A 14,536-nucleotide genomic window follows, 5' to 3' on the forward strand; every position below is an offset into this window, starting at 1 on the left:
CCCCGGCCCCCTGCCGAGCACCCGCCGACCTCCGGCCCCCTGCCGAGAACCGGTCGGCATCCGGCTCGACAACCGTGGCCCTTCCGAGAGGGGAGGGCCACGGGGTGGTCCGGTGGGCGGCCGGGTCAGCCGTGAGCCGTCGCCAGGTGCTTCGCCAGGCGCGGCGACGCGAACTCCGTGCCGCAGACGAACCGCATCACCGGTCCGTAGGAGGCCGCCGCCGGCAGGCCCGTGAAGTACAGGCCCGGGACCGAGGACACATAGCCCGCGCCGAGCTTCGGGGCGCCCCGGCTCACCGCCAGGCGTGTGCGCAGTTCGTGGCCCAGGAAGTCCATCGCGGAGATGTCCACACGGTAGCCGGTCGCGGCGATGACGTGGTCCGCGGTGAGTTCCTCCGTGCGGCCCGTGTGGGTCCGGACCGTCAGGGCCGTGCCGCCGTCCGCCACGGACGCACGGATGATCCCTTCCACCCCGCGCACCTGCACGTTCTCCTGGAAGCGGTCGCGCAGCCACCACGCGCCTAGCGGGCCGAGGACGCGACGCACCAGGTAGTGGCGGGTCTGGGCGGGCAGGTAACGGTACGGGTGAGGGTAGTAGCTGAGCGCCCACAGGGACCAGGCACGGCCGAAGGGCGACTCGGGGCGCAGCTTCGGCTGGTCCCACGGGGGAGCGCCGAAGGCGACCTTGCCGCTCCCGCGCGCCACCACGCGCACTCGTGCGCCCGCCTCGGCCGCCAGTGCCGCCGTCTCCAGCGCGGACTGGCCGGCGCCGACGACCAGCAGCTCCTTGCCGGAGAACTGCTGAGGTCATGGTGCTGGGAGCTGTGCGAGACCGGACCGGTGCGCGCGGGGCCGTCCGCTGCCGCGGCGGCCAGCTCCGGCGGGAGGTGCGCGAGGCCCGACAGGCCGGTCGCCACCACGACCGCCCGAGCGGTGAACAACTCGCCCGAGTCCAGCTTGAGATCGAAGCCACCGCCCTTGCGGCGGTCCACGGAGACCACCCGGACCCGCTCGAGCTCGGGCAGCAGCTTCTGCTGGAACCACTCCCCGTACGCGATGAACGTCTCGACCGGGATGATGTCCTCGTCCGTCACCAGCCGGCGGATCCCCGCCGCGTCGCAGTAGTCGGCCAGGGTGTGGCCACGCTGGGGCGCGTCGATGTTCGAGGCGACCGGGGTGGACTTCAGGAGCATGCCCGCGGGCATGTTGTCGCGCCAGCTGACCATGGGCTCGCCGAAGACGCGGACCGGGATACCGCGCCCGCGCAGATGGGCGGCGGTGGACAGGCCGAAAGGCCCGGCGCCGATGACTGCTACCGGTTGAATCACGAAGTCCCTCCCCAGGACGCTACGTGCCTGCTTCGTGGTGGAGCGCGTACGCCTGTGGCGTACCGGTCGTACGCCCCGACGTACCGGTCGTACGCCTACGACGTACGGGTCGTGCTGCCGTGGCGGTTGGTCCGCCACAGCTGATACAGGTGCTTCGCGCCCGGCCGCACGAAGCGCGCGAGCATCGTGACGAACGGCAGCGGGTCGTCCTCCGCGAACCAGGCCAGTTCCGTGCCGCTCGCACGGGCCGGTTCGTGCGGTGTCGTGTAGCCGCTGCGGCGGTAGGCGAGCAGGGCGGGCAGGTCGATGTTCTCCACGATGTACCGATGGCCGGCGCGCTGTTCCCCCTCCGGTACGGCGCGACCGGTCAGGTCCAGGTGCATGGCGCGGACGACGTCCACACCCGACTTGTTCTCGAAGAGCCGGAACTGGGCGCCCATGCGCGGGTTGAAGTCGAGCAGTTTGTACTGTCCGTCGCGCCGGTCGAAGCGGAGGTCGAGGTCGATGACACCGGTGAAGCCGATCTCTTTGATGAAACGTGCGGCGAGATCGGCGAGTTCCGGGTTGTCGACGACGTACGCGTTCGCCGTCATGCCCGCGTGGGGCGGCGAGGAGCGCACCTTGACGCCGGTGAACAGGGCGAGCGGGGTGGAGTTTTGGTCGAAGTAGGCGTGCACGATCCAGTCCTCGGTCTGCTCCCGGGGCAGGTACTCCTGGAGGATCACGCCCGGGTGCTCGCCCCAGTCGCGGGCGAGCCTGAGCAGCCCCTCACGGGTGGCGATCTTCGTCGTGCCGCCCACCGCGGGCCGTTCGCGGCGCACGAACGCCTCGCGGTTCTTCGCCACGAGCGGGAAGCGGGCCTTGTCGGCGAAGCGCACGATGTCGTCGTAGGACTGCGGGAAGGCCGCCTGCGGGCTCGGGATGCCGTGTTCCACGCACAGTTCGTGCAGGCCCTGCTTGCTGGCGAGGCGGCGCGGGAGTCCCGCGTCCACTTTCGGGAACAGGAAGGATCCGGTCAGGGCGCCCCGGTGCTCGGCGATCAGGACCGCTGCCTCCTCGTCGGTGGGGACGAGGACCGCCGGCCGATACGGCGCCCGATGCGCAGCAGGCCCTCCACGAGCCGCTCCGGTTTCTCGGTCCCGGTGGTCGGCCACACGAAGGCGCGCCGCAGATAGCGGGAGGCCGCGGCCGGTGTGTAACGGTCCTCCGTGATCGCATACATCGGTACGCCGAGCCGGCCGAGGCTGCGGATCGCGCCGACCCCGCCGTGGTGCAGCGGGTAGTCGCCGAGCTTCACGATGAGCCCCGGCACATCGCGGTCCGCGTCGAACGGCACACCGCCGGTGCTCCTGGCCACGGGTCCCCCCACGTGTCCCCCCTACGGACCGGACCCACCCCGTCCGTGTCCCCCAAAGGACGCTAAGCCGGAATTAACCCCTCCGACAAGGCCAATACGGACATTGCAAACTCTTTAGACACTGCCCAAGACAGATGACTCACCCGTAACGTGTGCGGCGACCGCATGGAACGCACTGGAACGCACACCCATGGCACGGCACACCCGAAGTGCACGAAAGCGAGGCAGCATCCCATGCCCCCCTTCGACGTCCCCGAGGGCGACCCCTTCGGCCCGCACAACCTCCCCTACGGCGTCTTCTCCCCCGCCGGCTCCGACGAGCGCCGCGTCGGCGTCCGCCTGGGCGACCACGTGCTCGACGCGGGCGCGGCGGCCACGGCGCTCGGCTCCCCGTACGCCTCCCTGCTGGCGCGTCCGTCCCTGAATCCGCTGCTGGCCGCGGGCCGCACCACCTGGTCGGATGTGCGGCGGGCGCTGACGGCGTGGGTGACGGTGCCAGCGCACCGGGAGACCGTGGAGCCGCTGCTGCACCCGCTCTCCGAGGTGACGCCGCACCTGCCCTTCGAGGTCGCGGACTACGTCGACTTCTACGCCTCCGAGAACCACGCCCGCAACGTCGGGCAGATCTTCCGCCCGGACGCGGCGGACTCCCTGACCCCCAACTGGAAGCACCTGCCGATCGGCTACCACGGCCGGTCCGGCACGGTGGTGGTGTCGGGCACGGATGTCGTGCGGCCGTCGGGGCAGCGCAAGGCTCCCACCGACCCGGCGCCGGTCTTCGGGCCGTCCGTCCGTCTGGACATCGAGGCGGAAGTGGGCTTCGTGGTGGGCGTGCCGTCGCGACTGGGGCGACCGGTGCCGCTCACGGCCTTCCGCGACCATGTGTTCGGGCTCTGCCTGCTCAACGACTGGTCGGCGCGGGACATCCAGGCCTGGGAGTACGTGCCGCTCGGGCCGTTCCTCGGCAAGTCGTTCGCCACGTCGGTCTCGGCGTGGATCACCCCGCTGGACGCGCTGGAGGAGGCGCGGGTGGCCCCGCCCGAGCGCACGCATCCGCTGCTGCCGTACCTGGACGACTCACAGGAGGAACCGGGGGCCTACGACGTGCGCATCTCCGTCGCGATCAACGGCCATGTCGTCTCCGAGCCGCCGTTCTCCACCATGTACTGGACGGCGGCCCAGCAGCTGGCGCACATGACGGTGAACGGCGCGTCCCTGCGGACGGGTGATCTCTACGGCTCCGGCACGGTGAGCGGCCCGACGGAGCACGAACGCGGCTCGCTGCTGGAACTGACGTGGAACGGGCGGGACCCTCTCGAACTTCCGGACGGGAAACGGACGTTTCTGGAGGACGGGGACGTGGTGACACTGACAGCGTGGGCGCCGGGTCCTGGTGGGACGCGGGTGGGTCTGGGGGAGGTGACGGGGCGGGTGGCGCCGACCAGCCTGTCGTAGCCACCGCCGCGCCCGCTCACCCGGCAGTGGCAGACCTTGCCCCACCGCCCAACGAAACCCCAGCTCAGCGGCGTACGTGACGCCCCGGCACATGGCGCAACAATTCGGCAACACAGCTTTCCCTACCGCCTCGGTATGGTTCGAAACATGCCACCCACCGACCGCATCCGAGACCACGCCGGTCAGGGCGCCGCGACCACCGTCGCCGCCCACCGCACGCGTCGCCGGCTGCGTGCGGACCAGGCCAGGCAGCTTGCCGATCTCCTCCGCCACCAGATCCTCACCGGCGACTTCCCGGACGGCACGCTCCCGCACGAAACCACCCTCGGCACCGACTACGGCGCCTCCCGCAACACCATCCGCCAGGCCCTCGACCTCCTCCGCGCCGAGGGCCTGGTGGACCGGCTGCCGGGAGTCGGCACGATCGTCGCCGCCCGCAAGTACCCCCATGGACTGGACCGGCTGATGGGCCTGGCGGAAACCCTGCTCGAACACGGCCGCGTCACCAACGAGGTCCGCACCCTGGGCCCCGCCCCCGCACCCGCCCCCGTGGCGGAGCGCCTCCACGTCCAACCCGGCGCCGACGTCCTCTACGTCGAACGCCTGCGCAGACTGAACGGCCTCCCCCTCTCCCTGGACCTCACCTACATCCCCCTCGACATCGGCACCGCCCTCCTCGACGCCGACCTGGAGAACACCGACGTCTTCCGCCTCCTGGAAGCCATCACCGGCCAACGCCTCGGCCACGCCGAGATCACCCTGGAAGCGGTGAACGCGGACGCGCACTCCTCCGCCGTGCTCCAGGCCCCCCGCGGCGCCGCCGTACTGATGCTGGAACGCCTCACCCACCTCGCCGACGGCCGGCCCGTCGACCTGGAGTTCATCCGCTTCCGCGGCGACCGCATCACCATGAGCGGTCTCCTGCACCGGTCTCTGTAACCCCTGTTCGCCCCCCTTCCGCCCTGTCCGGGCACCTTCCTGGAGACAGCCATGCCCTTGGCGCCCCAGCGGGCCGACGTGCCCGTGACCATCGACGAGTCGAAGTGCATCGACGGCTGCACCCTGTGCGTGGACATGTGCCCGCTGGACTCCCTCGCCATCGACGAGAGCACCGGCAAGGCGTACATGCACGTCGACGAGTGCTGGTACTGCGGGCCGTGCGCGGCCCGCTGTCCCACCGGAGCGGTCACGGTCAACATGCCCTACCTGCTCCGCTGAGAGGCCCGAACTCCATGAAACGCACGGCAGTCCCCCTCGCCACGGTCGCCCTCCTCCTCCCGCTCGCCGCCTGCGGCACGAGCGCACAGGCGGGCACCGGCTCCACGGTCACCGTCGGCTACCAGTCCAAGACCATCAACACCGTCACCGCGGGCACCCTCCTGCGCTCCCTGGGCTACTTCGAGCAGCAGCTGGGCGCCCTGCACGACGGCCACACCTACAAGGTCGTCTGGCAGGACTACGCGACCGGAGCCCCCATCACCGCCCAGATGACCGCCGGGAAGATCGACATCGGATCGATGGGCGACTTCCCGCTCCTCATCAACGCCGCCCGTGGAAAGCAGCTCGGCCGCCCCACCCACCTGGTCTCCGTCACCGGCTACAACCTGCGCGGCGGCCTCAACACCATCGTCACCGCACCGGATTCCAAGCTCTCCTCCGTGCAGGACCTGAAGGGCAGGAAGGTCTCCACGAGCATCGGCTCCGCCGCGGACGGCACCCTCGTACGAGCCCTGCAGCGCGCCGGCATCGACCCGGACAAGGGCATCGAGAAGCTCAACCAGCAGCCCGCGGTGGGCGCGTCGGCGCTCGATGCCGGCAGTGCGGACGCGCTGAGCCAGTTCGTGGCCTGGCCGGGCCTGCTCGCCTACCAGGGCAAGGCGAAGGCGCTGTACGACGGTGCGCAGCTCGACCTTCCGACGTTCCACGCCCTCACCGCGCGCGAGGACTTCGCGAAGCAGCGTCCGGCCGTCCTGGAAGCCTTCCTGAAGGCGCAGGCGCAGGCGACCGACTACCTGAACGCCCATCCCGTGGCCGCGGCTGAGAAGGTCGCGAAGGCCACCGGCCTGCCCGCCGAGGTCGTCTACCTCTACAACGGCGCCCACGGCATCTCCACCTTCGACCCGGCCGTCAAGCCGCAGCTGGTGTCCGCGCTGAAGCAGGACGTGTCGATCCTGAAGTCCGAGAAGCTGACGGGTGACATCGACGTGGACTCCTTCGTCGACGACCAGTACGCGAAGAAGGCACTCCGCTCGGCGTACACCAAGGATCTCGCCGCGACGCCTCCGCCGGCCGCGAGCGAGGTGTGGCCCACGGGCGCGGAGACCACGCGGACCTTCAACTCCCCCGATGAGCTGCTGAAGTACGTGGCGCAGCACCGCTCGGACATCCGTGCCGCGTACGTGCCCGACGCCACCACCGGCACCCTGTGGTTCGCCGACAGGGCGGAGTGGGTGGTGGACGGCAGCCGACTGCTCCCCTTCGTCGCGCCGGCCACCGCGCAGGCGTACGTGGCGGCGCACCCGGGGGCGCGCACGATCTCGTACGCCGACGCCCTGGGACGGGCGTCATGAGCCGGTACCGCCGGTATGCGCTGAGGGTGGCGTCCCTGGCCGCCGCCCTCGGTCTGTGGCAGTTGCTGACCAGCCTGGACGTCAACGTGTGGCTGCGCTTCTCGCAGTTCCCCACGGTCACCGAGGTGGCCCGCGCCTTCGCCGGCCGGCTCTCCGGCGGTGACTACTGGACGGACCTGGCCGACAGCCTGACCCGCATCCTCACAGGCTTCCTGCTGGCGGCGGTCCTCGGGGTGGCCAAGGGCGTGCTCGTGGCCCGCTCGCGCCTCGCCGAGGACCTGCTCGGCCCGCTGCTGGAGGTGGTGCGCCCGATCCCGGCGATTGCACTGGTTCCCGTCGCGATCCTGCTCTTCCCCAGCAACGAACAGGGCATCGTCTTCATCACCTGCACGGCCGCCTTCTTCCCCGTGCTGGTCTCGACCCGGCACGCGGTCCGCGCGCTGACCCCCGTGTGGGAGGAGGCGGTGCGGACCATGGGCGGCGGCCGGTGGCGGGTCCTCGGCTCGGTCGTCCTGCCGGGTGCGCTGCCCGGCATCTTCGGCGGCCTGTCCGTCGGCATCGGCGTGTCGTGGATCTGTGTGATCTCCGCCGAGATGATCTCCGGCCAGTACGGCGTCGGCTATCGCACCTGGCAGGACTACACGGTCGTCGACTACCCGGACGTCTTCGTCGGCATGGTGACGATCGGCGTGCTCGGCTGGGTGACGTCCACGGCGGTGGAACTGCTCGGACGCCGTCTGACCCGTTGGCTCCCGCGCACCTCTGACGCCACCGCGGACCGCGTTCCCCGGGAGCGCTCGGCCGTCTCCGCGCCGATGCCGAGCAGCACCGGGACGACCGTTGCGGAGGTCCCCGATGACCAGCTCGTCTGACGTCGTGTCGCCGTCCCGCACCGGTGCCGGCCTCACCCTGCGGGCAGCCACGCTCGGCCGCCCCGGCGCACCGGCCCTCGAGGGCGTCGACCTGGACATCGCCCCGGGCGAGATCCTCACCGTCGTCGGCCCCTCGGGCTGCGGCAAGTCGACCCTGCTGCGGACGCTGGCCGGGCTGCTGCCGACGCTCGCCGGGACGGTGGAGCAGGACGGCCGTCCCCTGAACGGTCCCGCCGCGGACCGGGCGCTGGTGTTCCAGGAGGACGCCCTGCTGCCCTGGCGCACCCTGCGCGCGAACGTCGAACTTCCCCTCGCCGTCAAGGGCGTTCCGCGCGTCGAGCGCCGCACCCAGGCCGACGCCTGGCTGGACCGGGTGGGACTGGCCGACCGCGCACGGCACCTGCCGCACCGCGTGTCCGGCGGCCAGCGCCAGCGGGCACAACTGGCGCGCGCCCTCGCCGCCGGTCCGAGCACCGTCCTCATGGACGAGCCCTTCGGCGCCCTCGACGCACAGACCCGCGCCGGCATGCAGGACCTGCTGGTGGAGGTGCTGCACGGCACGGGCGCGACCGTCGTCTTCGTCACCCACGACGTGGACGAGGCCCTGTACCTCGGCGACCGGCTGGCGCTGCTCAGCACGGGCCGGCTCCTCGCCGTACGGGACGTGCCGCGTCCACGCGACCGTACGGCGCACGACGACCCGGCGCGGCTCGCCCTGCGCCGTGACGTCCTCTCCTCACTCGGTTCCTGAGCACGCGAAAGGCATCCCTGGTGGACACCCCGATGGAGATCCCCGCCCTCACCGACGCCGAGGAACTCTCCTGTGACGTCCTCGTCATCGGCGGCGGCACGGCCGGCACCATGGCGGCACTGACTGCCGCCGAACACGGTGCGGACGTGCTCCTGCTGGAGAAGGCGCACGTCCGGCACTCCGGAGCGCTCGCCATGGGCATGGACGGCGTCAACAACGCGGTCGTCCCCGGGCGCGCCGAGCCCGACGACTACGTCACCGAGATCACCCGCGCCAACGACGGCATCGTCGACCAGTCCACGGTCCGGCAGACCGCGACCCGCGGTTTCGCCATGGTGAAGCGGCTCGAGTCGTACGGGGTGAAGTTCGAGAAGGACGAGCACGGCGAGTACGCGGTCCGCCAGGTGCATCGGTCGGGTTCCTATGTGCTGCCGATGCCGGAGGGCAAGGACGTCAAGAAGGTCCTGTACCGGCAGCTGCGGCGGCGCGAGATGCGGGAGCGGATCCGGATCGAGAACCGCGTGATGCCGGTCAGGGTGCTGACATCCGGGGGCCGGGCCGTGGGGGCGGCGGGCTTCCACACCCGCACCGGACGCTTCCTGACCGTCCGAGCGGGCGCGGTGATCCTCGCGACCGGCGCCTGCGGCCGCCTCGGCCTGCCCGCCTCCGGCTACCTCTACGGCACCTACGAGAACCCGACGAACGCCGGCGACGGCTACGCGATGGCCTACCACGCGGGCGCCGAGCTGACCGGTATCGAGTGCTTCCAGATCAACCCGCTGATCAAGGACTACAACGGACCGGCCTGCGCCTACGTGGCCAATCCCTTCGGCGGCTACCAGGTCAACCGGCACGGCGAACGCTTCGTCGACTCCGACTACTGGTCCGGGCAGATGATGGCGGAGTTCGCGGAGGAGGTGGCCTCGGACCGGGGCCCGGTGTACCTCAAGCTGAGCCATCTGCCGGAGGAGTCGATCTCGGCGTTGGAGTCGATCCTGCACTCGACGGAACGCCCGACGCGCGGCACCTTCCACGCGGGCCGCGGCCACGACTACCGCACCCACGACGTGGAGATGCACATCTCGGAGATCGGCCTGTGCGGCGGCCACTCCGCCTCCGGCGTCCGCGTCGACGACCACGCCCGGACGACGGTCCCCAACCTGTACGCCGCCGGTGACCTGGCCTGTGTGCCGCACAACTACATGATCGGCGCGTTCGTGTTCGGGGAGCTGGCCGGTGAGGACGCCGCGCAGTACCAGGCCTACGAAGGCGAGTTGCCGCAGGACCAGCTCCACGAGGCGCACGAGCTGATCTACCGCCCGCTGCGCAACCCGGACGGCCCGCCGCAGCCCCAGGTCGAGTACAAGCTGCGCCGCTTCGTGAACGACTACGTGGCCCCGCCGAAGTCCGGCGCCCGGCTGTCCCTGGCGCTGGAGGCGTTCGAGCGGATGCACGCCGACGTCGCCTCCATGGGCGCCCGCAGCCCGCACGAGCTGATGCGCTGCGCGGAGGTCACCTTCATCCGCGACTGCGCGGAGATGGCGGCCCGCGCCTCCCTGGCCCGCACGGAGTCCCGCTGGGGCCTCTACCACGACCGCATCGACCATCCGGAACGCGACGACGCGTCCTGGTTCCACCATCTCGATCTGCACAAGTCCCCCTCGGGTGCGATGGAGTTCACGGCACGTCCAGTGGCTCCCTACCTGGTTCCGGTGGAGGGCTTCGCCCCTGCGGGCGGTCCCTCCCGTCGGCTCGGCGAGGTGCGTCCGGAGCAGGTGGCGACGGCCGGGGCGCGGGAGGTGGCGCCCACCGCGGTGCGGACGTCGCCCGCAGCGGGCGACGAGGCCGTCCGCCCCGTGGCCGGCCCCGACGTGCCGACGTCACCCCGTCTACTCGACCTCCTCGCCCTGGCGGAGGAGCAGCCCGAACTGACCACCCTGAGGCCCTACTTGGCCGACCCCGACCCCTCCATGCGGCGAACCGCCGTCACGGTCCTGACCGAGACGGCGCCACCGGGCACCGGACCGGCCCTCGCCGGCCTGCTCTCCGACGCCGACGCCGACGTGCGCGCCGCCGCGGCGGCCTCACTGCGCGAACTCGTGGAGACGCTGCCACCCGAGCCGGCCCTGCGCGACCGCCTCGCCACTGCCGTCTCCGAGCCCGACCCCGTCGTCCGCGCTGCAGCGCTGGACGTCCTGCGGGCGCTGCGGCTCGGCGACGCCGACCTGTTCACCGAGGCTCTCGCCGACTCCGACACGACAGTCCGTATCGAGGCCGTGCGCGCCCTCGTCTCGGTCGACGCGGTCGCGCCGCTGGTGCGCGCGGCGACCGCCGATCCGTCCCGCGAGGTCCGCGTCGCGCTCGCCAAGGGCCTCGGCACGGTGGACGCGGCAGGACCCGGTGGCGGAGGGTCAACCGGAGCGGACAGTGTCCTGTCCTCTCTCGCCGCCCTCACCGGCGACCCCGACGCGCTCGTCCGTGCGGCCGCTTACGGCGCACTGGCCGCTGTCGGCTGCCCGCCACCACTCGCCGACCGTGCCACGGCCGCCCTGTCCGACCCGGCCTGGCAGGTCCGCGCCGGTGCCGCCGCCGCGCTCACCGCCGCCGACCCCGAGGTGGCCGTCCCCACCCTCGCCAAGGCCCTCGCCGACCGCAACGCGGACGTCCGCAAGGCGGCAGTCCTGGCGCTGACCCGGCACACCCGCACGGACGGCGCCCGCGCGGCGCTCGCCACGGCCACAACGGACTCGGACGCGGACGTCAGGGCGTACGCGGCACGTGCGCTGTGAGCCCTGCCGGGCGGCTCATCCGGGAAAGCGCCGCCTTCAGGCGGGGAGGAATCGGACACCTGCGGAGCAGGGCAGGGAAAGCCGAATCGCCACCAGGGCGATTCGGCGTCCACTATCCGCAACATAAAAGCTTTCAGAAGCTGATGTGTTAATTTGTGAGTGATGACCACTCACGTGAAGCGGGCGTTCAAGTACCGCTTCTATCCGACCGATGCGCAGGCGGCCGAGTTGTCGCGCACGTTCGGGTGCGTTCGGAAGGTCTACAACCTCGCGCTCGCGGCGCGCACGGAGGCGTGGACGCTGCGGGCCGAGCGGATCAACTACAACGCGACGTCGGCGATGCTGACGGCGTGGAAGAAGACCGAGGAACTCGCCTACCTGGGCGACGTCTCCTCCGTCCCGCTCCAGCAGGCCCTGCGGCACTTGCAGGCGGCGTTCACGAACTTCTTCGCCAAGCGGGCCAAGTACCCGCGGTTCAAGTCGAAGAAGCAGTCCCGCAAGTCCGCCGAGTACACCACGTCGGCGTTCCGGTTCCGGGACGGGAAGCTGACCCTGGCCAAGATGAGCGAGCCCCTCGCCATCGTCTGGTCGCGTCCCCTGCCCGAGGGCGCACAACCGTCCACAGTGACCGTCTCCCAGGACGCGGCCGGACGCTGGCATGTGTCCCTCCTCGTCGAAGACCCCGGCATCAAGCCGCTCCCGGCAGGCGGGGGCGCGGTGGGCGTGGACGCCGGACTCGACCACCTGCTGACCCTGTCGACCGGGGCGAAGATCACCAACCCCCGGCACGAGCGGCGCGACCGGGCATGCCTGGCAAAGGCCCAGCGGGAGTTGTCCCGCAAGGCGAAAGGGTCGGCGAACCAGGGCAAGGCGCGCGGGAAGGTCGCGCGTATCCATGCCCGCATCGCCGACCGCAGGCGCGATCACCTGCACAAGCTGACCACTCGGCTCGTTCGTGGAAACCAAACGATCGTGATCGAGGACCTCACCGTTCGCAACCTGCTGAAGAACGGCCGTCTCGCCCGCGCCATCTCCGACGCGGCATGGTCGGAGTTCCGCAGCATGCTGGAGTACAAAGCCCAGTGGTACGGGCGCGAAGTGATCGCGGTCGACCGCTGGTTCCCCTCCTCCAAGCTGTGCTCGAACTGCGGGCGCCTGCAGGACAAGATGCCGCTGAACATCCGCACCTGGACGTGCGACTGCGGCGTCACCCACGACCGCGACGGGAACGCGGCGAAGAACCTTCTGGCCGCCGGGCTGGCGGTGTCGGCCTGTGGAGCAGGTGTAAGACCTCAACGGAGCACTCCGGGCGGGCAGCCGGCGACGAAGCAGGAAACCCCACGGCGCGAGCCGTAGGAATCCCCCTCCTTCAGGAGGGGGATCAGGTCAAATCCAGTCGTCCGGCCGGCCCGGCCGGATGCTCCGGCTCGTCGTCCCGCCCGGGCCAGTCGTCCGGCTCCGGCTCATCGCTCGTCGTCGCGGCCTGAGGCGCGGTCGGTGCTCCGCCGAGCGAGGCGAGCACGCCGACCACCCCCTCCCCGTAGGTGGCCAGCTTCTTCTCGCCGATTCCGCTGATACCGCCGAGCTGGGTCACCGACGTGGGCCACACGGTGGCGATCTCGCGCAGCGTGGCGTCGTGGAAGATGACGTACGCCGGGACGCCCTGCTCCCGGGCCTGTTCGGCACGCCAGGCGCGCAGCGCCTCGAAGGCGGGGGCCAGCTCCGGGGGCAGCTCGGCGGCGGCCGCCTTCGGCTTGCGGTCGGGCCGGGCCGAGAGCGACGACGACCGGGGGGCCGCCGTCGGCTTCTTCGGCTCCTTGCGGAGCGGCACCTCGCGCTCCCGCCGCAGTACCGCCCCGCTGGCCTCGGTCAGCACCAGCGTCCCGTACTCGCCCTCGACCGCGAGCAGCCCCTGCGCCAGCAACTGCCGGATGACGCCGCGCCATTCGCCTTCGGTCAGCTCCTCACCGATGCCGAACACGGACAGCTGGTCGTGGTCGAACTGGATGACCCTGGCCGTGCGCCGGCCCAGCAGGATGTCGACGATCTGCACCGCGCCGAACTTCTGCCGCCGCTCCCGGTGCAGCCGCCACACCGTGGACAGCGCCTTCTGCGCCGCGATCGTCCCGTCCCAGGTGTCCGGCGGCTCCAGGCAGGTGTCGCAATTGCCGCAGCCGCCCGGCTGGGTGTCCTGGCCGAAGTAGGCGAGCAGCTGGCCACGGCGGCACTGGGCGGTCTCGCACAGCGCCAGCATGGCGTCCAGGTGCGCTTGGGCCCGGCGGCGGAACGCCTCTTCGCCGTCCCCGGACTGGATGAGCTTGCGCTGCTGTATGACATCGTTCAGCCCGTACGCCATCCAGGCCGTGGACGGCAGTCCGTCGCGGCCCGCACGGCCCGTCTCCTGGTAGTAGCCCTCGACCGACTTCGGCAGATCGAGGTGGGCGACGAACCGCACGTCCGGCTTGTCGATGCCCATCCCGAAGGCGATCGTCGCGACCACCACCAGGCCCTCCTCGCGCAGGAACCGGGACTGGTGCGCCGCACGGGTGCCCGCATCCAGGCCCGCGTGGTACGGCACCGCCTCGATGCCGTTACGGGTCAGGAACTCGGCCGTCTTCTCCACCGAGTTCCGCGAGAGGCAGTAGACGATGCCCGCGTCGCCCGCGTGCTCCTCGCGCAGGAACGCCAGCAACTGCTTCTTGGGGTCGGCCTTCGGCACGATCCGGTACTGGATGTTGGGCCGGTCGAAGCTGGCCACGAAGTGGCGGGCCTGCGGCATGTTCAGCCGTTGGGTGATCTCCTGGTGCGTCGCCCGTGTCGCGGTCGCGGTGAGCGCGATCCGCGGCACGTCCGGCCAGCGCTCGCCGAGCAGGGACAGCGCCAGGTAGTCGGGGCGGAAGTCATGGCCCCACTGGGAGACGCAGTGCGCCTCGTCGATGGCGAAGACCGAGATCTTGCCGCGGGAGAGGAGGTCCAGCGTGGACTCCAGGCGCAACCGCTCCGGCGCCAGGTAGAGCAGGTCCAGCTCACCGGCCAGGAACTGCGCCTCCATCACGCGCCGCTCGTCGAAGTCCTGCGTGGAGTTGACGAACCCGGCACGCACACCGAGCGCCCGCAGGGCGTCCACCTGGTCCTGCATGAGAGCGATGAGCGGGGAGACCACGACGCCTGTACCGGGTCTGACCAGGGCCGGGATCTGGTAGCAGAGCGACTTGCCGCCACCGGTCGGCATGAGCACGACGGCGTCGCCGCCGGCCACCACATGCTCGATGACCGCTTCCTGCTCGCCGCGGAAGGCGTCGTATCCGAAAACCCGGTGCAGCGCGGCCAGCGCCTCACTCCCACCGTCCACCACCGGCGCGCCCACCTCGGTCATCACAGCCGTCCCGTCCATCGCCCGTCCCCCGTCAGTCGT

Annotated in this window: 9 protein-coding genes and 2 pseudogenes; 8 read left to right on the plus strand and 3 right to left on the minus strand. The window is 71.2% G+C overall.

Annotation, left to right across the window (positions count from 1 at the left end):
- Positions 1–125: 125 nt before the first annotated feature.
- Positions 126–1,327 (minus strand): annotated as a pseudogene (locus tag AB0N14_RS04260) (FAD-dependent oxidoreductase).
- Between the two features lie 95 nt (positions 1,328–1,422).
- Positions 1,423–2,663: pseudogene (locus tag AB0N14_RS04265) on the minus strand (ATP-grasp domain-containing protein).
- Between the two features lie 255 nt (positions 2,664–2,918).
- On the opposite strand from AB0N14_RS04265, the gene fahA reads away from it, so the two are divergent.
- The 8 genes from fahA (at position 2,919) to AB0N14_RS04305 (ending at position 12,477) form a co-directional block, all read left to right on the plus strand.
- The gene (gene fahA / locus AB0N14_RS04270; RefSeq protein ID WP_366024150.1) at positions 2,919–4,139 is read left to right on the plus strand and encodes a fumarylacetoacetase; all 1,221 of its coding nucleotides are present in this window, start codon (positions 2,919–2,921) and stop codon (positions 4,137–4,139) included.
- Positions 4,140–4,286: 147 nt separating this feature from the next.
- On the plus strand, positions 4,287–5,078 hold the full coding sequence (locus tag AB0N14_RS04275; protein WP_366024151.1) for a GntR family transcriptional regulator: 792 nt from the start codon (positions 4,287–4,289) through the stop codon (positions 5,076–5,078).
- 51 nt (positions 5,079–5,129) lie between these two features.
- A complete protein-coding gene (locus AB0N14_RS04280; protein ID WP_103838192.1) occupies positions 5,130–5,357 on the plus strand; it encodes a ferredoxin family protein in 228 nt (75 codons plus the stop codon).
- 14 nt (positions 5,358–5,371) lie between these two features.
- Entirely contained in the window at positions 5,372–6,709 is a 1,338-nt protein-coding gene (locus AB0N14_RS04285; RefSeq protein WP_366024152.1) for an ABC transporter substrate-binding protein, read from the plus strand.
- Positions 6,706–7,581 (plus strand): ABC transporter permease, encoded by an 876-nt coding sequence (locus AB0N14_RS04290; protein ID WP_366024153.1) that lies wholly within the window; start codon positions 6,706–6,708, stop codon positions 7,579–7,581. The genes AB0N14_RS04285 and AB0N14_RS04290 overlap by 4 nt, the downstream gene beginning before the upstream one ends.
- A complete protein-coding gene (locus AB0N14_RS04295; protein WP_366024154.1) occupies positions 7,565–8,332 on the plus strand; it encodes an ABC transporter ATP-binding protein in 768 nt (255 codons plus the stop codon). The genes AB0N14_RS04290 and AB0N14_RS04295 overlap by 17 nt, the downstream gene beginning before the upstream one ends.
- 32 nt (positions 8,333–8,364) lie before the next feature.
- Positions 8,365–11,121, plus strand: coding sequence for a fumarate reductase/succinate dehydrogenase flavoprotein subunit (locus AB0N14_RS04300; protein WP_366024258.1), 2,757 nt, complete (start codon positions 8,365–8,367; stop codon positions 11,119–11,121).
- Between the two features lie 162 nt (positions 11,122–11,283).
- A complete protein-coding gene (locus AB0N14_RS04305; protein ID WP_366024155.1) occupies positions 11,284–12,477 on the plus strand; it encodes an RNA-guided endonuclease TnpB family protein in 1,194 nt (397 codons plus the stop codon).
- Positions 12,478–12,502: 25 nt separating this feature from the next.
- On the opposite strand, the gene recQ is transcribed toward AB0N14_RS04305, so the two are convergent.
- The gene (gene recQ, locus AB0N14_RS04310) at positions 12,503–14,515 is read right to left on the minus strand and encodes a DNA helicase RecQ (RefSeq protein WP_366024156.1); all 2,013 of its coding nucleotides are present in this window, start codon (positions 14,513–14,515) and stop codon (positions 12,503–12,505) included.
- Positions 14,516–14,536 lie beyond the last annotated feature (21 nt).

The organism is Streptomyces sp. NPDC051104 (assembly GCF_040682835.1).
In the GTDB taxonomy this organism is placed as follows: domain Bacteria; phylum Actinomycetota; class Actinomycetes; order Streptomycetales; family Streptomycetaceae; genus Streptomyces; species Streptomyces cynarae.

Bases quoted from the DNA above. Each gene is read 5' to 3' on its own strand.
- fahA (WP_366024150.1), top strand. From the start codon at position 2,919: ATGCCCCCCTTCGACGTCCCCGAGGGCGACCCCTTCGGCCCGCACAAC.
- AB0N14_RS04275 (WP_366024151.1), top strand. From the start codon at position 4,287: ATGCCACCCACCGACCGCATCCGAGACCACGCCGGTCAGGGCGCCGCG.
- AB0N14_RS04280 (WP_103838192.1), top strand. From the start codon at position 5,130: ATGCCCTTGGCGCCCCAGCGGGCCGACGTGCCCGTGACCATCGACGAG.
- AB0N14_RS04285 (WP_366024152.1), top strand. From the start codon at position 5,372: ATGAAACGCACGGCAGTCCCCCTCGCCACGGTCGCCCTCCTCCTCCCG.
- AB0N14_RS04290 (WP_366024153.1), top strand. From the start codon at position 6,706: ATGAGCCGGTACCGCCGGTATGCGCTGAGGGTGGCGTCCCTGGCCGCC.
- AB0N14_RS04295 (WP_366024154.1), top strand. From the start codon at position 7,565: ATGACCAGCTCGTCTGACGTCGTGTCGCCGTCCCGCACCGGTGCCGGC.
- AB0N14_RS04300 (WP_366024258.1), top strand. From the start codon at position 8,365: ATGGAGATCCCCGCCCTCACCGACGCCGAGGAACTCTCCTGTGACGTC.
- AB0N14_RS04305 (WP_366024155.1), top strand. From the start codon at position 11,284: ATGACCACTCACGTGAAGCGGGCGTTCAAGTACCGCTTCTATCCGACC.
- recQ (WP_366024156.1), bottom strand. From the start codon at position 14,515: ATGGACGGGACGGCTGTGATGACCGAGGTGGGCGCGCCGGTGGTGGAC.